Origin of the sequence: Methylobacterium nonmethylotrophicum (genome assembly GCF_004745635.1) — a bacterium.
GTDB lineage: Bacteria > Pseudomonadota > Alphaproteobacteria > Rhizobiales > Beijerinckiaceae > Methylobacterium > Methylobacterium nonmethylotrophicum.
In genome coordinates this window covers 24,095-45,141 of record NZ_SRLB01000018.1, presented here as the reverse complement: position 1 = coordinate 45,141, position 21,047 = coordinate 24,095, and the positions used below count along the sequence as shown (strand labels likewise).

Genomic DNA, 21,047 nt, shown 5'->3' with positions numbered 1-21,047 from the left:
CCGAGAAAACAGCGTGAATCATCAGGCATTTGCGCGACCGCGGGCGCTGGCAGGCGGCTTGCTCTGGAGGCTCCAGGAGGTCGCCGATGCAGTTCAGCGGAGCGGGTGACGGGGGATGGACGACCGGCCGCGAGCCGGTCCGGTCGGCGGCTGCGGCGCGATCCGGCAACAGGGCCGACGCCAAGTCGGCCGGCAAGTCGGCCGGCAAGTCGGTCGCGAAGACGGCCGCCCACGAGCCGTTCCGCCCGGCCTCCGGCGAGGCCTCACGGAGCGCCCGGACGAGCCAGCGGCCGTGGTCCGATCCCGCCGCGCCGTCGCTCTCCCGCCCCGACGCGCATCGCGCCGCGACGAGGCGGAACGACGTGACCACCCCGAACCGGGACCCGGCTCGCGCGGCCGGCGATGCGCCGCGACCCGCGCAGCGGAGGAGCACCGACGCGCGCTCCGCCGCCCAGGGCGGACCGGACCGGTCCTCCCGCGCAGCCGGCACCGAGGCCTCCGCGATCAAGGCTTCCGACACCAGGACGCCGGCCGGGCCGCCCGCCGCCGCGCAGGCCGAGGCCGTCCGCGCGGCCGCCGTCGCGGCCGGCGAGGCGACGGCAGGCGGCTCCGCCGACGAGACGGACGCCGAGGGCGAGGCCGCCGGTGCCGAGGACCCCGATTCCGAAGCCACGCCGATCCTCTCCCTCCTGACGGCACCGGTCCCGACCGCGCCGGCGACGAGCGCGGGGGCGGCGCAAGGCGGCGCGGCCCAGACGGCCGGCACCGCGATCGCATCGGCGGCGGCGCCCATGCAGGGCGCCGACCCGCGGGCCGCCGCGACGCTCCTCGAGGCCGCGGCCGGGCGGGCCGAAGGCCGGCAGCCCGACGGGCCGGACCGAGCGCCAGACGATCTCGCGGCCCCCGATCCGTCCGCAACCGCCGCGCCGGCCCGCGGCACCATACCGGCGCCCGATCCGTCGGCGCCGGCGGAGGCCCGCCCGGCGGTCGCGGTCCCCGCCACCCTGAGCGCGGTGCCGATCGCCATCGGGATGCGGGCGCTCGCGGGCGCGAACCGGTTCGAGATCCGGCTCGACCCCTACGAGCTCGGACGCATCGACGTCAGCCTCGACATCGACCGGACGCACGGCGCCGTGAAGGCGCATCTGGTGGTGGAGCGCCCCGAGACCCTGGCGCTGCTCCAGCGCGACGCCGGCAGCCTGCAGCAGGCTCTCACGCAGGCGGGCCTCAATCCCGGCGAGGCCGGCCTGACCTTCTCGCTGCGCGACGGCGGCGGCCAGAACGCGCCGCAGCGCGACGAATCCGGCCGGCCGCAAGGCGCCGACCGCGTGAGGGCTGAGCCCGAGGGGGAGGGCGCCCTGCCGCCGCTGAAGGGCCTCGGCCAGCGCCTCGGCCTCGACCTGAGAATCTGACGACGATTTCCCATGATCCCCGCCCCGATGACGCTCGAACCCGCGAGGCCCCGATGACCGCCGGCATCAGCAGCCTGACCAACCTCTCCAGCAGCAGCGCCAGCAAGACCGCGAGCGACGCCAGCACCATCGCGGGCAACTTCAACCAGTTCCTGACCCTGCTGACGACGCAGCTGCAGAACCAGAACCCGCTCGATCCTCTCGACACCAACCAGTTCACCCAGCAGCTGGTGCAGTTCGCCTCGGTCGAGCAGCAGCTCAAGACCAACGACCGCCTCGGCAGCCTGCTCACCGCCAGCAAGGCCTCGGCGGCGGCGACCGCTTCCGGCCTCATCGGCAAGACCGTGACGGCGGACGGCGCCACGGCGTCGCTCAGCGAGGGCAGCGCCACCTGGACGCTCACCCCCGCGCGCGCCGCCGCAAAGGCGGTCCTGACCATCACGGACGCGAAGGGCAACGTCGTCGCCACACAGACCAAGGCGCTGCCCGCCGGCAGCCAGAGCTTCGCCTGGGACGGCCGGACCTCGACCGGGCAGCTCGCCCCGGACGGGAAGTACACCCTGAAGGTCCAGGCCCTCGACACCACCGGGTCGAGCGTCGGCGTCGACACCAAGATCAGCGGGACGATCACCAGCGTGGACGTCACCGGCGCCGAACCGGTCCTGACCGTGGGGGACCGCACCGTGGCTCTCAGCAGCGTCGAGGCGATCGGTGGCACCGGCGGCAACTGATTCGGTGGATTGCTGTGGATTACGAATCACATGCGAGGGAAATGATTCAAGCAATCTTAAGCGCGGGTGCCTAGCTTCGGTCTCGACAGGTCAGTCGAGTGTAGAGCGTATCATGACCGAACCGCATCGCCCGAGGGTGAAGTATGTCATCGGGCCAGATGGAAGTCCGCTGACCATCGCGGACCTTCCCCCGACCGACACGCGCCGATGGGTGATCCGCCGAAAGGCCGAGGTGGTGGCCGCGGTGCGCGGCGGGCTCCTGAGCCTTGAGGAAGCGTGCCAGCGTTACACGCTGACCACCGAGGAATTCCTGAGCTGGCAGTACTCGATCGAGCAGCACGGCCTCGCCGGCCTGCGCACGACGCGGATTCAGCACTACAGGCAATAGACCTCTTCTCGCACGAAGGTTCCGGCATCGGCGGACCGTTCGGGACGGAGACAAGCGTGGGATCTCGTCTCTCGTGTTCGAGAGGAATTCCATGCTCCATCCTGCGCGCGACGATCCCCGGAACCGCGCCGCGGCGTCAGTGACCGGGACACCGCCCGCTTCACGCGGGAGCGAGGTGTCCCGGCGCCGATTCATGCCCTGCCGCGCCCTGTTAACCACATCATAACCACGACCCGGCAATTTTTGCCCCGGGGCCGCCGTGGCCTCGGTTGGCGGGTGCGTGACGTCGTGAAGCCGGTCCTCGATCTGGTGGCGAAGCTCGGGCCCGCGCGGCTCGCCGCGATGGGCGCGGTGACCCTGGCGCTCATCGGGTTCTTCGCCTTCGTCATCCTGCGAGTCTCGCGCCCCGAGATGGGCGTTCTCTACACCGACCTGTCGGTGCAGGATGCCGGCGCGGTGATTCGCGACCTCGAGACCCGGGGCATCCGCTACGAGACCAAGGGCGAGGCCGGCCAGACCGTGCTGGCGCCCCGCGCCGACCTCGCCCGCCTGCGCATGGACCTCGCCGCCAAGGGCCTGCCGAGCGCCGGCGGCGTCGGCTACGAGATCTTCGACAAGGGCGACGCCTTCTCGTCGACGAGCTTCGTCCAGAACGTCAACCACCTGCGGGCGCTCGAGGGCGAGCTCGCCCGCTCGATCCGGGCGATCGGCCGGGTGCAGGCGGCCCGCGTCCACCTCGTCCTGCCCGAGAAGCGGCTGTTTTCCCGCGACCGCGAGGCGCCGAGCGCCGCGATCGTGGTGCGGCTCGCCGGCGAGCTCGATCCGGGCCAGGTCCGGGCGGTGCGCCACCTCGTCGCCTCGGCGGTCGAGGGCCTGAAGCCCGAGCGCATCTCGATCGTCGACGAGCGCGGCCGGCTCCTGGCCGACGGCGCCCGCGGGGCCGAGGACCGGGCCGGGATCGGCCTCGACGAGCGCCAGACCGGCCTCGAGCGGCGCCTGCGGGCGCAGGTCGAGGAGATCGTGGCCGGCATCGTCGGGGCGGGGCGGGCCCGGGTCCAGGTGACGGCCGAGCTCGACGCCAACCGGGTCGAGAGCCGGTCGGAGACCTTCGATCCCGAGAGCCGGGTGGTGCGCTCGACCCAGACCCGGAACGAGAGCCAGCAGTCCCAGAACACCGAGAACGGCGTCACCGTCGGCAACGAGCTGCCGGGAGCCAACCAGGGCCAGCAGAACCAGGGCCCGCGCGAATCCTCGGCCAAGAACGAGGAGACCACGAACTACGAGATCTCCCGGGTCACCCGCACGGAGGTCAACGAGGGCGGCCGGGTCAAGCGCCTGTCGGTGGCGGTGCTGATCGACGGCACCTACGCGGCGGGCCCGGACGGCAAGCCGGCCTACGCCCCGCGGCCGGCGGCCGAGATCGAGCGGATCACCACCCTGGTGCGCACGGCGGTGGGCTACGACAAGGCCCGGGGCGACCAGGTCGAGGTGGTGAACCTGCGCTTCGCCGAGACGCCGGCGGTGCCGGAGCTGCAGGAGGCCGGCCTCCTCGCCTCCCTGCTCCAGCCGACCAAGGAGGACGTGCTGCGCATCGCCGAGATGACGGTGCTCCTGCTCCTCGGCCTCGTCGTGCTGATGACGGTGGTGCGGCCGCTGGTGCAGCGGGTCGTCGCCACGGACGAGCCCCCGATGGTGCCGCTCTCGGTGCTCGGCGAGCCCGGCCTGGTGATGGCGGTCGAAGGCGGTCCGTCCCCGGCCGCGGCCGAGCTCGCCGCCCCGGACAGCGCGGCCCGCCGCGTCGTCGAGTTCGCGACGCTCAACGGCAAGGTGCAGGCCGAGACGATCGAGCGCGTCGTCGACATCGTGAAGTCCAACCCGACCGAGACCGTCGAGGTGCTGCGCACCTGGATCAACGACCACTGAGCCGCTCCGCACGCCGCAACCCCGGCAGGACCCTCCCGGATCGGTGCCGCCGACGCACCGGCGACCTCCGCCGGCCCGGACCCGAGACGCCGCCGAGACCGACCCGAACCGCACGAGGATGAGCTGACGTCATGGCCGCGACCCCGCCGGTGCCCGTTCCCCTCGCCGGGACGAGCTTCTCCCAGATGCCCGGCGTCCATCGCGCCGCGGCCCTCCTGCTGCTGCTCGGGGAGCAGGAGGGCGCCCCGATCTGGCGGATGCTGGAGGAGGACGAGGTCAAGAAGGTCTCGCACGCCATGGTGCAGCTCGGCTCCCTCGAGGCCGAGGCGGTCGAGCACCTCATCATCGACTTCGTGTCGCGGCTCTCGGCGAGCGGCGGCATCACGTCGAGCTTCGAGCGCACCGAGACGCTGCTCCTGAAGATCTTCCCGCCCGAGCAGGTCGCGGTGATCATGGCGGAGGTGAAGGGCGCCTCGACCCGCCGGGTCTGGGCCAGCCTGACCCAGATCGATCCCGAGATCCTGGCCTCGTTCCTGCGCAACGAGTACCCGCAGACCGTCGCGGTGATCCTGTCGCGGGTGCGCTCGGACTACGCCGCCAAGGTCCTGACGATCCTGCCGGAGGACTTCGCCATCGACGTCCTCAACCGCATGCTCAGGATGGAGACGGTGCAGAAGGAGGCCCTGCGCCACATCGAGGAGATCCTGCGGGTCGAGTTCGTCTCGACCATCGCCCAGACCACCCGGCGCGACGCGCACGAATTGCTCGCCGACGTCTTCAACGCCTTCGACCGCCAGACCGAGATCCGGTTCCTGGCCGCCCTCGACCAGGGCAACCGCGGCTCGGCGAAGAAGATCCGCCAGCTGATGTTCACCTTCGACGACCTGATGAAGCTCGACGCCGGCAGCGTCCAGACCCTGATGCGCAGCGTCGACCGCGACGTGCTGGCGAGGGCGCTGAAGGGCGCGTCGGATCCGGTCAAGAACTACTTCTTCGCCAACATGTCGAAGCGCGCCGCCAAGAACATCCAGGACGAGATCGAATCCCTCGGCCCGATCCGGCTGAAGGAGGTCGACGAGGCACAGTCCAAGATGACCGACCTCGCCAAGGAGCTGGCCGAGAAGGGCGAGATCATGATCGCCAAGAACAGCGCCGAGGAGGAGCTGGTCTATTGATGCGCGCTCCCGAGAGCCCGACCCGAGACCGGAGCGCGGCCGTGCCTCCCGTCCGGACCCCGATGCGGCCCGCCGGACGCGGCCGGAAGGGACAAGCCTGATGGCGCAGATCCGCCGCTTCCTGTTCGACACCGACTTCCGGCATCCCCGGGGCCCCACCCCGCAGGAGGAGGTCGTGAATGCCGAGGCCGCGGCCGCCGCGGCGGCGCAAGCCGCGGAAGCCGCGGCCGCCGCCCTCGCGGCCGCCGAGGCGGCGGCCTATGCCGCCGGCCTGCACGAGGGCCGCGCCCAGGCCGAGGCGCAGGTGCAGGCGCGCCTCGCCGACGCCCTCAACCGGCTCGCCGCGGCGGCCTCCGGCATGATCGGTGCCGCCGACGCCCGGGACGCGGAGCGGGAGGCCCAGGCCCTCGATTTCGCCGTGGCGCTCGGGCGCAAGATCGCCGGGGCCGCCCTCGACAGCCAGCCGGTGGCGGCGATCGCGGAAGCCGCGGGCCGGGCCTTCCAGCATCTGCGCGGCGTGCCGCACCTGGCGATCCGGGTCCACGACGCGCTCGTCGAGGAGACCGAGCGCCAGGTGGCGCGGCTGGCCCGCGAGCGCGGCTACGAGGGCCGCCTGATCGTCCTCGGCGATCCCGGCATGGCGCCGGGCGACGCCCGCATCGAGTGGGCCGATGGCGGCGTGGTGCGCGAGCGCGCCGCCATCGAGGCCGCGGTGCTGGCCGCCCTGGCGCCCGCCGCGCCCCCTGCCTGACGCTCCCCTGCCCGACACCCTTTCCCACGAGGTGCCCGAATGACCTCCGACAACGATCTCGGCCTGCCGCAGCTCAGCGAGGAGGATCTCGCCTTCGACGCGGCGGCGTCCGGCACGATGCGCGACGCGCCGGCCGCCACCAAGTCGGCGGCCGACCTGGAGCAGGTCTTCGACGTGCCGGTGATGGTCTCGGCGGTGCTCGGCAGTTCCCGGATGCCGATCGGCGATCTCCTGCGCCTCGGTCCCGGCACGGTGCTGGAGCTCGACCGCAAGGTCGGCGAGGCGATCGACATCTTCGTCAACAACCGCCTCGTCGCCCGCGGCGAGGTGGTGCTGGTCGAGGAGCGCCTCGGCGTGACGATGACCGAGATCGTCAAGGCCGACGGCTGACGGCCGCCGTCACCCTCCTCGAACCCGTCACGGAGTGCCCGCCATGCGGCTGTTGATCATCGGACGCCTGAACGGCGAACTCGTCACCGCCTCCCGGATCGCGATGAACCGCGGCGCCGCCGTGACCCAGGCCGACGGGATCGAGCAGGGCCTGAACGCGCTGCGGGCGAAGGGCGCCGACCTCGTGATGGTCGACGTGTCGCTGCCGATCCGGACGCTGGTGGCGGCACTCGCCGAGGAGCGCATCCGCACCCCCGTGGTGGCCTGCGGCACCGGCACCGACGCCAAGGCGGCGGTGGCGGCGATCCAGGCGGGGGCCAAGGAATACATCCCGCTGCCGCCCGACCCCGAGCTGATCGCGGCGGTGCTGGAGGCGGTGGCGGCGGATGCCCGCAGCTTCGTGTGGCACGATCCCGCGATGGAGCGGGTCGTGAGGCTCGCCGAGCAGGTGGCGCGCTCCGACGCCTCGGTGCTGATCACCGGCGAGAGCGGCACCGGCAAGGAGGTGCTGGCCCGCCACGTCCATGCCCGGTCGAACCGGGCCCAGAAGCCGTTCGTCAGCGTGAACTGCGCGGCGATCCCCGACGCGCTGCTCGAATCCGAGCTGTTCGGCCATGAGAAGGGCGCCTTCACCGGGGCGGTGGCGCGGCGCATCGGCCGCTTCGAGGAGGCCAATGGCGGCACGCTGCTCCTCGACGAGATCTCCGAGATGGACGTCCGGCTGCAGGCCAAGCTCCTGCGGGCCCTGCAGGAGCGGGTGATCGACCGGGTTGGCGGTACCCAGCCGGTCAAGGTCGACATCCGGGTGCTCGCCACCTCGAACCGCAATCTCGCCGAGGAGGCGCGCAGGGGCACGTTCCGGGAGGATCTGCTCTACCGCCTCAACGTGGTGCAGCTGCGCCTGCCGCCCCTGCGCGACCGTCCCGCCGACATCCTGGAACTCGCCACCCACTTCGCCCGCAAATACGCCGAGGCGAACGGGCTGGCGGTCCGGCCGCTCTCGGCCGAGGCCCGGCGCCTCGTCGCGCAGGGCGCCTGGCCCGGCAACGTGCGCGAGCTGGAAAACACCCTGCACCGGGCGGTGCTGCTGGCGAGCGGCCCCGAGATCGACGTCGAGGCGATCCGCTCCCCCGACGGCGAGGCCCTGGGCGGGGGAGGCGCCGCCGGCGCGGCCGCCCGGGCGGTGCAGGCCGCCGAGGCGGTGGCGCGGGGCTTCGTCGGCCGCTCCCTGGCGGAGGTCGAGCGCGACCTGATCCTCGATACTCTCGACCACTGCCTCGGCAACCGCACCCACGCCGCCAAGATCCTGGGGATCTCGATCCGCACCCTGCGCAACAAGCTCAACGAGTATACCGGCGCCGGCATCCCGGTCGCCGAGCCGGGCCACACCCGGGCGCTCGCCGCCTATGGCTGAGCCGGGCGGCCCGGGCTTCAGGACCGGCGCCCAGGACAGCCATCGTCGTGTCGGTCACATCCTGAGCCGGCGAAAGGAGAGCGGCGCTACCGGTGGGTCTTCGTGACAGCACCCGACGCCGCTCTTCTTTAATCCTGCCTTAGCGGACGATGCCGCATCGTTGGTGCGAGGGCGGGTCGGAGCGGGATGATCGACCGATGCGGATGAGGATCAGGGGCGGGCGCCTGGCACGCCTGTCGATCAAGGCGCGGATACTTCTCGGATTCGGCGTCGTCCTGGCGACGACCGCCGGGGTGGCGGTCTCGGGTTATGGGCTGGTGACGCAGGTGAATGCGAGCTTCACCGAGTACCAGCACAACCGCGCCAAGACCGAGCACGTCCGGGCCGTCGACATGGCGATGATGCAGGCGCGGTTCGAGCTGAGCCGCTGGCTCCAGCGCTTCGATCCCGCGGCCTTCAAGGCGGCGCGCGACCTCCTCGACAAGTCGCTCGGCCTCATCGATCGCGGCGCCGCGATCGGGCTCTCGGCCGACGAGCAGGCGGTGAGCGCGACGATCGCCGCCGCCCTGCGCGGCTACGGCGACGCGTACGCGATCCTCGCCCGGCTCAAGGACGAGGAGACCGCGCTCCAGGGCCGCGAGGTCGACCAGGCCGGCGGCGAGATCGCCCAGGCCCTGTCGCAGCGGCGCATCCGCGCCTTCGAGGCCGGCGACCTCGACCAGGCCCGGATGCTGAACGGCGCGGCCGACGCGTTCCAGCTCGCCCGGGAGCAGGTCGCGCAGTTCAAGGTGACGGGCGAGGTTAAGCACCTGTCGGCGGCGGGGCAATCCGCGGCCTCCGGCCAGGCCAGGCTGCAGGGCAACGGCGACCTCGCCGCGAAGCTCTCCGCCTGGCGCGCCGCCCTCGACCGCGCCGTCCTCCTCTCGGCGGAGTGGGGCAAGCATCTGACGCTCTCCCGCGCCGCCCGCGACCGGTCGATCAAGGCCTCCGAGGCGTTGCTGGCGGCGGTGAACCGCGACGCCCTCGAGCACGAGCAGGATTTCGCCCGCAGCATCGCGCAGGGCACGACGGCCTTCCTCGCCAAGGCGGCCGGCATCGTGCTCCTCGGGCTCGTGATCTCGCTCCGGCTCGCCGGCTCGATCGCCGGGCCGCTGCAGCGCCTGTCGGGCGCGATCGCGGCGCTCGGCGGCGGCGCCCGGGACATCGCGGTGCCGGGCACCGAGCGGGCCGACGAGATCGGCGCCATGGCGCGCACCGTCGCGCAGTTCCGCGACGGGCTGGTCGAGGCCGAGCGGCGCGACGCGCTCCAGCGCCGGGACACCGACGCGAAGGTGGAGCGGGCGCGCCATCTCGAGGACCTGACGCGCGGCTTCGAGGGCAAGGTCTCGGCCCTGATCGCGACGCTGACGGCGGCGGCGGGCGAGATGGAGGGGGCGGCGCGCAACCTGTCGACCTCCGCCGCGCAGGCCGCGAGCCTGTCGGCCGGCGTCGCGCAGGCCGCGAGCCAGACCTCCGCCAACGTGAGCGGCGTGGCGGGCGCGACGGACGAGCTGTCCGCCAGCATCGCCGAGATCGTCCGCCAGGTCGGTCACTCCTCGGTCATCGCCGGCCGCGCGGAGGCCGAGGCGGTGCGCACCGAGGCGACGATCCGGGCGCTCGCGGCCGGCGCGCAGCAGATCGGCGACGTGGTGCAGCTCATCACCAGCATCGCCGGCCGCACCAACCTGCTCGCCTTGAATGCCACGATCGAGGCGGCGCGGGCCGGCGAGGCGGGGCGCGGCTTCGCGGTGGTGGCGGCCGAGGTCAAGGACCTGGCCACCCGCACCGCCCAGGCGACCGAGGCGATCGCCGGGCAGATCGGCGGCATCCAGGCCCAGACCGCCCAGGCGGTGCAGGCGATCGAGGGCATCGGCGGGACGATCCGCGACATGAACGCCATCGCGACCGGGGTGGCGACCGCGATGGAGCGCCAGAGCGCCGCCACCGGCGACATCGCCCGCAACGTGCAGGACGCCGCCCGCAGCACGCAGGTCGTCTCGGGCCACATCGACGCGGTGCAGCAGGGCGCCGACCGCACCGGCGGCACCGCCGACCAGGTGCTGCGCGCCGCCCTCGACTTCGCGCATCAGGCCGCGATGCTCGAGCGGGAGATCAGCGGGTTCGTGGCGGAGATCAAGGCGGCGTGAGGACGGCGATCGACGTGTCCGCAATCCGCAATGTCAGCCCGGAGCGAGGCTTGCCGAGAGGCCGGGATCGATCGACTGCTGAGGCTGAAGAACGAGGCGGATCGCGTCCCGCATCATCCTGAGCCTCCAGCGGCTGTGGATCTCCCGGGTTCCGCTGGGCGGACCCGGGATGACGCCGAGGGTGCAAGGGTCGTCGCGCGAGGGTTCCGGCATGGCGCGCTGCCGGCTGGGGTCAAAGCTCCTTCAAGGTGTCGCGCTGGTGAGAGAGATATGGCTCCAGGCGCCTCCCGGATGGAGGAGGCTATGGCAGAGCTGTTCTGGCTGTCGGACGAGCAATGGCAGGTGATCGCGCCGTTCATGCCCGCCAACCAGCCTGGCGCTCGTCGCAAGGACGGCCGAACGATCCTGTCGGGCATCTTGTCCGTCATGACGAGCGGCTGCCGCTGGAAGGACGGCCCAGGCGAGCAGGGTCCGCCCACCACGTTCTACAACCGCTTCAACAGATGGTCGCGCCGCGGTTTCTGGAGCGCCATGCTGGCGAGCCTGGCGAAAGCCGGGTGGTCCGGCGAGGCGGCAGCCCTCGACGCCACCTCTGTCAAAGCTCACCGCGCCGCTCACGGCGGAATAGGCGGGCCCGCGCGCAGGACATCGGTCCCTCGCGCGCCGGCCCGACCACCAAGATCCACGTCCTCACCGACGTGATCGGCCGCCCGGGCGTCATCGACCTCACCCCCGGCAATGCCAGCGACGTGAGGACCGCGCCCGCAACTTCGCATCGGCTCTCGCCCTGGCCGCCATCATCGCATTCTGGTGCTGATCGAATCTCGGCCCAAGGCCGCGCCCGCAAGATGCGGCGGAGCCACGTCCGCGTACTGGGCGATGCCGTTGCCGAAGGACCAGTTCTCCCGCGCGATCTCGACCAGCGTCACCAGCACGTCCTCGGGCCGCACCCCGACCACGCCGAGGTTCTGGGCGATCGCCGCGAACAGGGCCTTCTTCTGCGCGACGCTGCGCCCGGTCGAGAGGTGGACCTGGACCATCACCAGCCCGTCGCTGCGCGCGATGCCGAGATAGGCAGGGTCGTAGATCACCTCGTCGAACCGGCTCGATATGACCTGGAAGCGGTCGTCCGGCGGGATGCCGATGCTGCCGACGAGGGCGGCGTGGACGGCGTCGGCGATGGCGCGGCGCTCGTCCGGTGAACGGTCGCGCTTCAGGGTGAGGGTGACGAGGGGCATGGAAGGATCTCCTGGAGGGATCTCCGCGGCCACGGTGGGACCTCCATCCTCATACTGTACATACTAGTATGTATCAACGTGTCGCGGCTGCGCCCCAGCCCTGCGCTCCGCTCACCGCTCCAGGATCGTCGCCCCCGGCTCGTGCCGCGCCTGCCAGCCGTGCCGCACCAACTCCGGGTCCGCGTGCTCCTCTGCCGGGTAGCCGACGCACAGATAGGCGATCAGCCCCCATTCCGGCGGCACGTCGAGGACCGCCGTGACCTCCTCGGGGCACAGGATCGAGACCCAGCCGACGCCGAGGCCGCGGGTGCGGGCGGCGAGCCAGAAGGTGTGGACCGCCGTGACGGCGGAATAGCGCAGCATCTCCGGCATGGTGGCGCGGCCGAGCCCGTGGCCGGCCTCCGTCCCCTCGTCGCAGAAGACGGCCAGATGGACCGGCGCCTCGCGCAGGCCCGCGAGCTTGAGGCCGCGATAGGCGCTCGCGCGGGCGTCGTCGTAAGTGGCTGCAGCCGCCTCGTTGCAGCGAGAGAAGCTCGCCGTCACGGCCGCGCGCCGGTCCGGGTCCGAGACGCGCACGAAGCGCCAGGGCTGGCTGTTGCCGACCGAGGGGCTGAGGCAGGCGAGCCCCAGGCACTCCCTCAGGGCGTCCTCCGGCACCGGATCGGGGCGGAAGCGCCGCACGTCGCGGCGCCAGGCGACCAGATCGGCGAACCGGGCGCGGAACGCCTCCCCGAAATCCGGCGCATCGGCCGACGTCCGGCTCATGGCCGCCTCATGGCCGCGCGAGGTCGCCGAGCAGGCTCGCCGCCACCGACACCTTCGAGACCGTGAGCCCCGAGGCCGCGATGGCCGCGACCGCGGTGCGGATGCGGGCGAGGGAGGCGCCGCGGGCCTGGCTCCAGGCCTCGACCGCGGCCGCTCCTTCCGCCTCCGAGGCGGCGGCCTCGGCGGTGAGCGCCCGGTGGGCGGAGGCGATGCCGGCGACCGCGCGTTCGAGGGCGATGCGGTCGAAGGTGTCGGCCACCGGCACCGCCCGGGCGGCGGCCGCGAGCGCGTTGAGGCGGAAGAGGTCGGCGAGGGCGAAATGCGTCGCGGCGATCGCCGCCGGCGGGCGCCCGGTCGCCTCGGCGACCTGGACGATGTCGGGCGCGGCACCCAGCTCGCTCAAGGAGGCGAGACGGCCCGCCAGGGCCTCCGGCACCCCCTGGTCGACCAGGGCGCGGGTGCGCCGGGCCAAGGCCTCGGCAGCGGCAGGCGGCAGGGCACCCGGCAGGGCACCCGAGACCGCCGCGATCCCGTCGCGGTAGCGCTGCACCGCGGCCTCGATGGTCCCCGGCACGGCCTCGCCGTTGCGGATGAACCAGACCATGCGCTGGCGCAGCAGGTCCTGCAAGTCGGCGTAGAGGGCGAGCTGCTGGTCGCCGCCGATCGCCCCGTCGAGCCCGTCCACCGCCTTGTTGAGGTCGATCAGCCCGAAGGCGTCGCGGGTGACCGCGTAGGCCGCGGCGATCGCCGGGGCCTCGGCGCCGGTCTCGTCGGCGAGCCGGCTGACGATGGTCGGCCCGCCGCGGTTGACGATGGCGTTGGCCAGACTCGTGGCGATGATCTCGCGCCGCAGGCGGTGGCCCTGCACCGCGTCGGGATAGCGCGCGACCAGGACCGGCGGGAAAGCCCGCGCGAGCTCCCGGCCGAGGTAGGGATCGTCCGGTACCGCGCTGTCGAGGAGCGCGTCCTTGAGCGAGAGCTTGGCATAGGCGAGCAGCACCGCCAGTTCCGGCCGGGTCAGGCCCTCGCCGCCCTGCGCCCGCTCGGCGAGAGCGGCGTCGGAGGGCAGGAACTCGACGCTGCGGTCGAGGCGGCCGTCGGCCTCGAGCGCCTGCATCAGCCGGGAGGCGAAGCCGGTCTCGGTCGCGGCGGAGCGCTGGGCGAGCGACAGGGCGAGGGTCTGGAGCTGGTTGTTCCGCAGGACCAGGTCGGCCACCGCCTCGGTCATGCCGGAGAGGAGCGCGTTGCGGCTCTCCGGGCTCAGGCGGCCGTCGCGCTCGGGTGTGGCCAGCGCGATCTTGATGTTGACCTCGACGTCCGAGGTGTTGACGCCGGCCGAGTTGTCGATCGCGTCGGTGTTGAGGCGCACGCCCCGCCGCGCCGCCTCGATCCGTCCGCGCTGGGTCAGGCCGAGATTGGCGCCCTCGCCGACCACCCGGGCGCGCAGCTCCGCGCCGGTGATGCGGATGGCGTCGTTCGCCCGGTCGCCGGCCTCGTCGTCGCTCTCGGACGAGGCGCGCACGTAGGTGCCGATGCCGCCGAACCACAGGAGATCGACGGGGGCCCGCAGGATCGCCTGCATCACCTCCGCGGGCGTCGCCTCCGCCCGGTCGAGCCCGAGGCGGGCGCGCATCTGGGGTGAGAGCGGCACGGTCTTGGCCTGGCGCGAGAAGACGCCGCCGCCGGCCGAGATCTTCTGGCGGTCGTAATCGCCCCAGGACGAGCGCGGGAGATCGAACAGGCGCCGTCGCTCGGCGAAGGCCACGGCCGGATCGGGATCGGGGTCGAGGAAGATGTCGCGGTGGTCGAAGGCCGCGACGAGCCTCAGGCAGCGCGACAGGAGCATGCCGTTGCCGAAGACGTCGCCCGACATGTCGCCGACGCCCGCGACCGTGACCGGCTCGGCCTGGATGTCGATGTCGACCTCGCGGAAGTGGCGCTTGACCGCCTCCCAGGCGCCGCGGGCGGTGATGCCCATCTGCTTATGGTCGTAGCCCTGGCTGCCGCCGGACGCGAAGGCGTCGCCGAGCCAGTGATGCGCCTCGAGGGAGAGGGCGTTGGCGACGTCCGAGAAGGTGGCGGTGCCCTTGTCGGCCGCGACCACGAGGTAGGCGTCGTCCTCGTCGTGCCGCACGGTGGCGGGCGGCGGCACGATCTTGCCGTCGACGATGTTGTCGGTGAGCGAGAGCAGCGTGCGGATGAACACCCGGTAGCTCTCGGTGCCCTCCTGCATCCAGGCCTGGCGGTCGGATGCGGGCGGCAGGCGCTTCGGGAAGAACCCGCCCTTGGCGCCGACCGGCACGATCACGGCGTTCTTGACCTGCTGGGCCTTCACGAGGCCCAGCACCTCGGTGCGGAAATCCTCCGGCCGGTCCGACCAGCGCAGGCCGCCCCGGGCGATGTAGCCGAAGCGCAGGTGCACGCCCTCGACGCGAGGCGAGTAGACGAAGATCTCGAACAGGGGACGCGGCAGCGGCATGCCGTCGACCTTGGCGCAGCGGAACTTGAACGCGATGGTCTCAGGCGGCAGGCCGTTGCGGCCGAGCTGGAAGAAGTTCGTGCGCTGCGCGGCTTCCACCAGGTTGACGAACCGGCGCAGGATCCGGTCCTCGTCGAGGCTGGTGACCCCCGAGAGATCCGCCTCGATCTCGGCCCGCACGCTGCCTTCCGCCGCACTCCTGTCGCCGTCGCGGCGGGGATCGAAGCGGGCGTAGAACAGCGTGACGAGCCGCCGGGCGAGGGAGGGATGGCGCGCGAGCGTCGCCGCCAGGTAGTCCTGGCCGTAGCGGATGCGCAGCTGGCGCAGGTAGCGGCCGAGCGCCCGGACCAGGGCGACGTCGCGCCAGCCGAGCCCGGCCTCGAGCACCAGGCGATTGTAGGCGTCGGATTCGGCGAGGTCGCGGGCGAGGGCCAGGAGCGCGGCCTCGACCGGGCCCTCGACCGCCGCGACGTCGATGGCGCCGCCGCCGGCGCGCTCCAGCACCATGTCGTGCAGCCAGACCCGGGCGCCGGCACCCTCGGGCTTGAGGCGGTAGGAGCGCTCGTCGATGACCCGGAAGCCCAGATTCTCCAGCACCGGCACCCGCTCGGACAAGGGCAGCGCGGTCCCGCGGGAGAAGACCTTCAGGCCGATCCGGGTCTCGGGGTCGCCGGGCCGGCGGAAGAGGTCGACCGCCCGGGGCTGCGCCTCCGAGATCCGTTCCAGGATGGCGATGTCGGCCAGGGCCTGGGCGCCGGCGTACATCTCGCGGTAGCCGGCCGGGAAGGCCTCGGCATAGACCGCGGCGAGCCCGCGGGCATCGCCGCCCCGGGCCTCCGCCAGGGCCTCGCGCAGCGAATCGGCCCAGGTGCGGGAAAGCTCCGCGATGCCGGCCTCGAGCCGGCCCGCATCGATCTCCTCCGGGGGAGCGCCCGCGGTCGCCACGATGACGTGGAGGCGGGCGAGCGGTCCGTCCGGGTAGTCGGGATAGATCGCCGAGACGCGGCCGCCGAGGGCGTCGGCCAGGTAGGCGCCGATCCGGGCCTGGAGCCGGGCGTCGGTGCGGTCCTTCGGCAGGTAGGCGATCAGCGAGACGAAGCGGCCGAACTTGTCGGGCCGCGCCAGCACCCGCACCCGCGGCCGGTCGGCGAGCGACACGATGGCGAGCGCGAAGCGCAGGAGCAGGCCGGGCTCGATCTGGAAGAGGTCGTCGCGCGGATAGGTCTCGAGCACGTGGACGAGCGAGCGCCCGGCATGGCTCGTCGGGTCGAGGCCGGCCTTCGCCAGCACCGCCGCGATCTTGCGGCGCAGGTACGGCACCTCCTCGGCCCGGCTCGCATAGGCGCTGCCGGTGAACAGGCCGACGAGGCGCAACTCGCCCGGAAGCCCGCCCGACGCCTCGCCCTCGCGCCCGAACAGCTTGATCCCGACCATGTCGAGATGCGCCTGCCGCCGCACCCGCGAGCGCAGGCTGGCCTTGGTGACGAGGAGCGCCTCGGGCCCCTCCAGGAAGGCGCGGATCTCCGGCGTCACCGCCACCATGGCGTCGCCGCGCCGCAGCACCTCGACGGCGGGGTCGCGCAGCAGGCCGAGCCCGCTGCCCGGCACCCCGGCATGGTCGGCGCCGCCCTCGTCCCGGTACTCGCGCAGGCCGAGCAGCACGAAGTGCCCGTCCCGCAGCCAGTCGAGGAAGGCGCGGGCCTCCGCCGTCTCGTCCGGCGCCAGCGGCGTCGGCGCGGCATAGGCGTCCGAGGCCGCGGCGAGGCGCGCCATCATGGCCTCGTGATCCGCCGCCGCCACGGCGACGTCGGCGTAGACCCGGGTCAGGCTCGCGCCGAGCGCCGCGCGGGCCGCCTCGTCGTCGATGCGGTCGAGATGGACGTGGATGACGCTCTCGCGGACGAGGCCGCCGGCCTCCCCGCCGGCTTCCTGGGCGGTGGTCTCGCCGACCACCCGCACCAGGGCGCCCTCCTTATCGCGCTCGACGCCGAGGATCGGGTGGGCGACGAGGCGGGGCTGGTAGCCGCGCGCGACCAGCTCGGCCAGCGTCGACTCGAGCAGGAACGGCCGGTTGGCGTTGACGGCCTCCACGACCGTGAGGTCGCGCCGGCGCCCGGCCAGCACCACCTCGACGTCGGTGAGGCGCACGGCGCTGACCGTGCTGCCGGGCCGGGCGGCGGCGAGGTGCGCCCTCGCCGCGAGGGCGAGGTCGGCGAGCGCCTCGGGCGGGTAGGCGGTCAGGTCCTCCGGCGCCACGCGGCCGAAGAGGTCGCGGACGAAGCCGCCCGGGCCGCCCCGGTCCGCGGCGACCGCCGCCGCGGCGGCGATCAGGTCGGTGCGGCTGGCCTTCGCTTCGGGGGTCGCGGTCGCGGTCGAGGGTTCCACGTCTGCCCGTCCTCTTCTGCCCGTGCTCTGCCGAGGTTGGTGACCCGAGCGGTGGCACAGCGACTCGGACCCCGCAACCCCGGCCTCGCCTGGCCGGAGTAAACTGCCTATAGCTCGCCCAAGATGACAGTCGGCGACGATGACGGGGAGGGAGATCGCATGGCCGGGAGCGCGAAGCGGGGCAGGCCCGAGGTGGGCGAGCGGCCGGCGCCGCAGGAGACGGAGGGCACCGTGATGGCGCTCGACCTCCCGCCGTCCCCCGATCTGACGCCGGAGATGCGGGCCTATTTCGACAAGTGCCGGGAGAAGATCGGCTTCGTGCCGAACGTGCTCCTCGCCTACGCCCACGACAGCGCCAAGCTCGAGGCCTTCGCGACGCTCTACAACGACCTGATGCTGGCGCCCTCCGGCCTGTCGAAGCTCGAGCGCGAGATGATCGCGGTCGCGGTCTCGAGCGTGAACCGCTGCTACTACTGCCTCACCGCGCACGGGGCGGCGGTCCGCAGCCTCTCGGGCGATCCGGTGCTGGGCGAGATGATGGCGATGAACTACCGCGCCGCCGACCTCTCGCCGCGCCACCGCGCCATGCTCGACTTCGCGGTCGCCCTCACGGAGGCGCCCTGGACCATCGAGGAGGAGGACCGGGACGCTCTGCGCGACGCCGGCTTCTCCGAGCGCGACCTCTGGGATATCGCGGCCGTGGCGAGCTTCTTCAACATGTCGAACCGCATGGCCTCGGCCGTCGACATGCGCCCGAACCGCTCCTACCACGGCGAGGCCCGGACGCTGCCCGACCCGACGCAGGCCTGAGGCGAAGGGCTGGGAACGTCGGGCGCGCCGGCAGAGCCGGTCACCCGGTTGCCGCATTGTCGGCCTAGAGCGCGGCCGGCAGGGCGACGCCGGCCGGCGTCCCGCAGGAGCAGGACATGGCCTATCAGGCGAAATCGGCGCTCGACGTACAGTTGGATGTCCTCGGCGCGCTGATCCTGCGCGACATCAGAACCCGGTTCGGCGGCACGATGTGGGGCTACAGCCTCGCAGTCGGCTGGCCATGCGCGCACATCCTGGTCATCGCGAGCATCTACGGCATCAGGCACGTGCCCGTTCCGATGGGTGACAGCCTGATGCTGTTCGTGGTGACCGGTTTGGCGCCGTACATCATCTTCAACTATATGTCTCGGAAGATGATGGAAGGGCCGATGCAAAATAAGCAGCTTATTTATTTCCCACAGGTCAAGTTTCTCGATGTTGTATTTTCCAGAGCGCTCGTCGAAGTCTGCACGAGTTCTCTTAGTATCTCTTTGGTGTTTTTCATTGCGTGGTGCGTTGGGACTAATATCTTGCCGATTGATTCATTTAATTTCTGCATAGCAATGCTGCTATGCATCATATTTGCGATGTCGATGGGATTTGTCAATGTCGTTCTGACTCAGATCTTTCCGTTCTGGCAAGTGGCTTACATCGCCGTTGTCATCATGATTTATTTTACGAGCGGCGCCTTTTTCCTGGCCGAAACGATGCCGGGCATCGTCTACGATTATGTGCAGTGGAATCCGCTTCTGCATCTTGTCAGGATATGCCGATCCGGATTCTACCCCGGCTACGGAGCGGACGGATCCGTCATGTACGTCCTCGTCGTCAGCGGCACGCTTTCCGTGATCGGCCTTCTGGGAATCCGCTTCGTGGTCCCCCGCTTCCTGAACTGAGCCCGAGGCGGCGCCGTTCCTGAACGACGCAGCGCATCGTCGCGTCCCGATCGCGCGGCGCCCAGGATGCGGCGTCGCGACCGGGGGCCTGAGGCCGCGTTCGAGCGGGCTCATGCGAGACGGCCAAGGCGCCCGCTCACAATCCGCCCGCTCATACATGCGGGGCACCCTGGGCCGGGATGGCGGATGCGTTGCCGCCACCGCGTGTGGCGCCCCTCCCGCTTGCAGGGCGCGCCTCGGAACGGAGAGTCTGGGTTGTTCAGGCCCCTCGGCCGGTCATCTCTGCCGGGGTCAAGCTGGACGAGCGCAACGGCTGCGCCCGCCGGAATGCGGTGAGCCAAGTCCCGGGCGCGGTCTCGTGCGGCTGATCTCGAGGAGACAGGGTCGACGCGATGCGGCGTGTCGCGCATCACCCCCCGCAAAAACGCGAGGATGGTGCGGCCGAGAGGACTCGAACCTCCACTGGTTGCCCAACTAGCACCTCAAGCTAGCGCGTCTACCAATTCCGCCACGGCCGCGGATCATGTCAGGCCTAAGGGAAAAATGGCCCGGTCTGGAGCAAATCTCATCACTATATCTCGTCGCGAGGCCTGATCATCGGCCCGACGCATCGGCAACCTTCACCGGCAACCGCTTCGCATGGCGAAGCCTGCATCACGCCGATTCCGGTCCCATTCGAAACCTGTGCGAGGAGATCCTCCGCAAGGCGAATGGTGCGGCCGAGAGGACTCGAACCTCCACTGGTTGCCCAACTAGCACCTCAAGCTAGCGCGTCTACCAATTCCGCCACGGCCGCGGATCGCTTCATCTCGCCGAAGGCGGCGGGGCGGGGGTGAGACCCGTCCGAAGCGAGGCTGCGAATACCAGTCCCCTCCGGGGGACGCAAGCGCCCCGACGCGGGTCCGGCAAACATTCTCGCCAGGGAACGCCCGGCAGGAGGGCTACAGGGCGTCTGCCAGGGTGCCGAGCAGGGAGGCGGCGCCGTCGCCGATGCGGATGCCGGGCTCGCGCACCACCTCGGCCTTGCGGATCAGCTCCGTGACCTCCACGGAGATGCGGTTGCCCGTGACCACGATCTGGCCGCGGGCGATCGGGTGGTTGTTGGCCAGGATCTCGACCATATCGGAATCGGTGGAGTCCAGCTCGATCACCGCGCCGCGGCCCATGCGCAGCAGCATGTGGATCGGCATCCGGGTCCGCCCGAGCACGACCGCGAGGTCTACCTTGAGAACATCGAGTACCGCCAACGGACGCACCCACCCTGACAACGAACCGATGCGTGAACTCTCCGATCTTATGGTGAAGCCTTGGTAAACGACCGGCTCGGAACCGTCCCGGGCAGCCTCCGGCCCGCCCCCGGCAGTCCCCCCGTCGAGTGGGTGGTGCGCGACGCGCTCCTCGACTATCGCGAGGCCGAGGCGGCGATGGAGGCGCGGGCGGCGGCGATCGCCGAGGGCCGCGCCCCCGAGCGCGTCTGGCTCGTCGAGCATCCGCCGCTCTACACCGCCGGCACCTCGGCGCGGGACTCCGACCTGGTGGCGCCCGGCCGCTTCCCGGTCCACCGCACGGGCCGGGGCGGGCAGTACACCTATCACGGCCCCGGGCAGCGCGTGGCCTACGTGATGCTCGACCTCAACCGGCGGCGGCCGGACCTGCGCGCCTACGTGGCCGCCCTGGAGGCCTGGCTGATCGCGACCCTCGAGGCCTATACGGTGCGGGGCGAGCGCCGGGAGGACCGGGTCGGCGTCTGGGTGCGCCGGCCGGAGAAGGGCCCGGGCGTCGAGGACAAGATCGCGGCGATCGGCATCCGGGTGCGGCGCTGGGTGACGTTCCACGGCGTCAGCCTCAACGTCGAGCCGGACCTGTCGCATTTCTCCGGCATCGTGCCGTGCGGGGTGCGCGAGCACGGCGTCACCAGCCTGGTCGATCTCGGCCGGCCGGTGACCCTGCCGGAGGTCGACGCGGTGCTGCGGGCGCGATTCGAGGAGATTTTCGGCGCCACGATCCTCGTCGACGACGATGGCCGGGGTTAAGCCGCCCGGCGCGGGACCCGGGCGGTTTCCAGGCCGCCCGGACTTGCTTAGAGTGACGGCCGAGACCGCGG

16 protein-coding genes, 2 tRNA genes and 1 pseudogene are annotated in these 21,047 nt (G+C 71.9%); 13 read left to right on the top strand and 6 right to left on the bottom strand.

Annotated elements, in window-relative coordinates:
- Positions 1-86: 86 nt before the first annotated feature.
- The 10 genes and pseudogenes from EU555_RS37140 to EU555_RS22735 all read left to right on the top strand — a co-directional run.
- Positions 87-1,412 (top strand): flagellar hook-length control protein FliK, encoded by a 1,326-nt coding sequence (locus EU555_RS37140; protein ID WP_245524440.1) that lies wholly within the window; start codon positions 87-89, stop codon positions 1,410-1,412.
- Between the two features lie 53 nt (positions 1,413-1,465).
- Positions 1,466-2,143: a flagellar hook assembly protein FlgD gene (locus tag EU555_RS22775; RefSeq protein WP_135417514.1), complete on the top strand. Its 678-nt coding sequence runs from the start codon at positions 1,466-1,468 to the stop codon at positions 2,141-2,143.
- Between the two features lie 112 nt (positions 2,144-2,255).
- Entirely contained in the window at positions 2,256-2,531 is a 276-nt protein-coding gene (gene sciP / locus EU555_RS22770) for a CtrA inhibitor SciP (RefSeq protein WP_048443591.1), read from the top strand.
- A gap of 288 nt (positions 2,532-2,819) precedes the next feature.
- Positions 2,820-4,454, top strand: coding sequence for a flagellar basal-body MS-ring/collar protein FliF (fliF, locus tag EU555_RS22765; protein WP_135417583.1), 1,635 nt, complete (start codon positions 2,820-2,822; stop codon positions 4,452-4,454).
- 131 nt (positions 4,455-4,585) lie between these two features.
- A complete protein-coding gene (locus EU555_RS22760) occupies positions 4,586-5,629 on the top strand; it encodes a flagellar motor switch protein FliG (protein ID WP_135417513.1) in 1,044 nt (347 codons plus the stop codon).
- 100 nt (positions 5,630-5,729) lie between these two features.
- Positions 5,730-6,380 carry a FliH/SctL family protein gene (locus EU555_RS22755; RefSeq protein ID WP_135417512.1) on the top strand — a complete coding sequence of 217 codons (651 nt, stop codon included), beginning with the start codon at positions 5,730-5,732 and terminating at the stop codon, positions 6,378-6,380.
- A gap of 39 nt (positions 6,381-6,419) precedes the next feature.
- Complete coding sequence (gene fliN / locus EU555_RS22750; RefSeq protein ID WP_135417511.1) at positions 6,420-6,770, top strand: flagellar motor switch protein FliN; 351 nt, start codon at positions 6,420-6,422, stop codon at positions 6,768-6,770.
- Positions 6,771-6,813: 43 nt separating this feature from the next.
- Entirely contained in the window at positions 6,814-8,184 is a 1,371-nt protein-coding gene (gene flbD, locus EU555_RS22745) for a sigma-54-dependent transcriptional regulator FlbD (RefSeq protein ID WP_135417510.1), read from the top strand.
- A 197-nt stretch (positions 8,185-8,381) separates the two neighbouring features.
- Positions 8,382-10,370: a methyl-accepting chemotaxis protein gene (locus EU555_RS22740; RefSeq protein ID WP_135417509.1), complete on the top strand. Its 1,989-nt coding sequence runs from the start codon at positions 8,382-8,384 to the stop codon at positions 10,368-10,370.
- Positions 10,371-10,673: 303 nt separating this feature from the next.
- Positions 10,674-11,137, top strand: a pseudogene (locus EU555_RS22735) (IS5 family transposase); the annotation flags it as partial.
- A 30-nt stretch (positions 11,138-11,167) separates the two neighbouring features.
- Here EU555_RS22735 and EU555_RS22730 read toward each other — a convergent pair.
- The 3 genes from EU555_RS22730 to EU555_RS22720 all read right to left on the bottom strand — a co-directional run bounded on the left by EU555_RS22730 (position 11,168) and on the right by EU555_RS22720 (position 17,237).
- Positions 11,168-11,608 (bottom strand): tautomerase family protein, encoded by a 441-nt coding sequence (locus EU555_RS22730; RefSeq protein WP_135417508.1) that lies wholly within the window; start codon positions 11,606-11,608, stop codon positions 11,168-11,170.
- Positions 11,609-11,719: 111 nt separating this feature from the next.
- Positions 11,720-12,373, bottom strand: coding sequence for a 5,6-dimethylbenzimidazole synthase (bluB, locus tag EU555_RS22725; RefSeq protein WP_135417507.1), 654 nt, complete (start codon positions 12,371-12,373; stop codon positions 11,720-11,722).
- A 7-nt stretch (positions 12,374-12,380) separates the two neighbouring features.
- Complete coding sequence (locus tag EU555_RS22720) at positions 12,381-17,237, bottom strand: NAD-glutamate dehydrogenase (RefSeq protein ID WP_135417506.1); 4,857 nt, start codon at positions 17,235-17,237, stop codon at positions 12,381-12,383.
- 234 nt (positions 17,238-17,471) lie between these two features.
- On the opposite strand from EU555_RS22720, the gene EU555_RS22715 reads away from it, so the two are divergent.
- A complete protein-coding gene (locus EU555_RS22715; protein ID WP_425375140.1) occupies positions 17,472-18,047 on the top strand; it encodes a peroxidase-related enzyme in 576 nt (191 codons plus the stop codon).
- A 116-nt stretch (positions 18,048-18,163) separates the two neighbouring features.
- Positions 18,164-18,943, top strand: coding sequence for an ABC transporter permease (locus tag EU555_RS22710; RefSeq protein WP_135417504.1), 780 nt, complete (start codon positions 18,164-18,166; stop codon positions 18,941-18,943).
- 433 nt (positions 18,944-19,376) lie between these two features.
- Here EU555_RS22710 and EU555_RS22705 read toward each other — a convergent pair.
- The 3 genes from EU555_RS22705 to EU555_RS22695 form a co-directional block, all read right to left on the bottom strand.
- Positions 19,377-19,461, bottom strand: a tRNA-Leu gene (locus EU555_RS22705).
- A gap of 193 nt (positions 19,462-19,654) precedes the next feature.
- Positions 19,655-19,739: transfer RNA gene (locus EU555_RS22700), tRNA-Leu, on the bottom strand.
- 145 nt (positions 19,740-19,884) lie between these two features.
- Positions 19,885-20,190: a FliM/FliN family flagellar motor switch protein gene (locus EU555_RS22695; protein WP_135417503.1), complete on the bottom strand. Its 306-nt coding sequence runs from the start codon at positions 20,188-20,190 to the stop codon at positions 19,885-19,887.
- A gap of 60 nt (positions 20,191-20,250) precedes the next feature.
- Here EU555_RS22695 and lipB point away from each other — a divergent pair, with 60 nt between their 5' ends.
- Positions 20,251-20,976 carry a lipoyl(octanoyl) transferase LipB gene (gene lipB, locus EU555_RS22690; protein ID WP_135417502.1) on the top strand — a complete coding sequence of 242 codons (726 nt, stop codon included), beginning with the start codon at positions 20,251-20,253 and terminating at the stop codon, positions 20,974-20,976.
- Positions 20,977-21,047: the final 71 nt, after the last annotated feature.

Excerpts from the sequence above, each read along its gene's own strand:
- EU555_RS37140 (WP_245524440.1), top strand. The coding sequence starts at position 87 with ATGCAGTTCAGCGGAGCGGGTGACGGGGGATGGACGACCGGCCGCGAG.
- EU555_RS22775 (WP_135417514.1), top strand. The coding sequence starts at position 1,466 with ATGACCGCCGGCATCAGCAGCCTGACCAACCTCTCCAGCAGCAGCGCC.
- sciP (WP_048443591.1), top strand. The coding sequence starts at position 2,256 with ATGACCGAACCGCATCGCCCGAGGGTGAAGTATGTCATCGGGCCAGAT.
- EU555_RS22760 (WP_135417513.1), top strand. The coding sequence starts at position 4,586 with ATGGCCGCGACCCCGCCGGTGCCCGTTCCCCTCGCCGGGACGAGCTTC.
- EU555_RS22755 (WP_135417512.1), top strand. The coding sequence starts at position 5,730 with ATGGCGCAGATCCGCCGCTTCCTGTTCGACACCGACTTCCGGCATCCC.
- fliN (WP_135417511.1), top strand. The coding sequence starts at position 6,420 with ATGACCTCCGACAACGATCTCGGCCTGCCGCAGCTCAGCGAGGAGGAT.
- flbD (WP_135417510.1), top strand. The coding sequence starts at position 6,814 with ATGCGGCTGTTGATCATCGGACGCCTGAACGGCGAACTCGTCACCGCC.
- EU555_RS22740 (WP_135417509.1), top strand. The coding sequence starts at position 8,382 with ATGCGGATGAGGATCAGGGGCGGGCGCCTGGCACGCCTGTCGATCAAG.
- EU555_RS22730 (WP_135417508.1), bottom strand. The coding sequence starts at position 11,608 with ATGCCCCTCGTCACCCTCACCCTGAAGCGCGACCGTTCACCGGACGAG.
- bluB (WP_135417507.1), bottom strand. The coding sequence starts at position 12,373 with ATGAGCCGGACGTCGGCCGATGCGCCGGATTTCGGGGAGGCGTTCCGC.
- EU555_RS22715 (WP_425375140.1), top strand. The coding sequence starts at position 17,472 with ATGGCGCTCGACCTCCCGCCGTCCCCCGATCTGACGCCGGAGATGCGG.
- EU555_RS22710 (WP_135417504.1), top strand. The coding sequence starts at position 18,164 with ATGGCCTATCAGGCGAAATCGGCGCTCGACGTACAGTTGGATGTCCTC.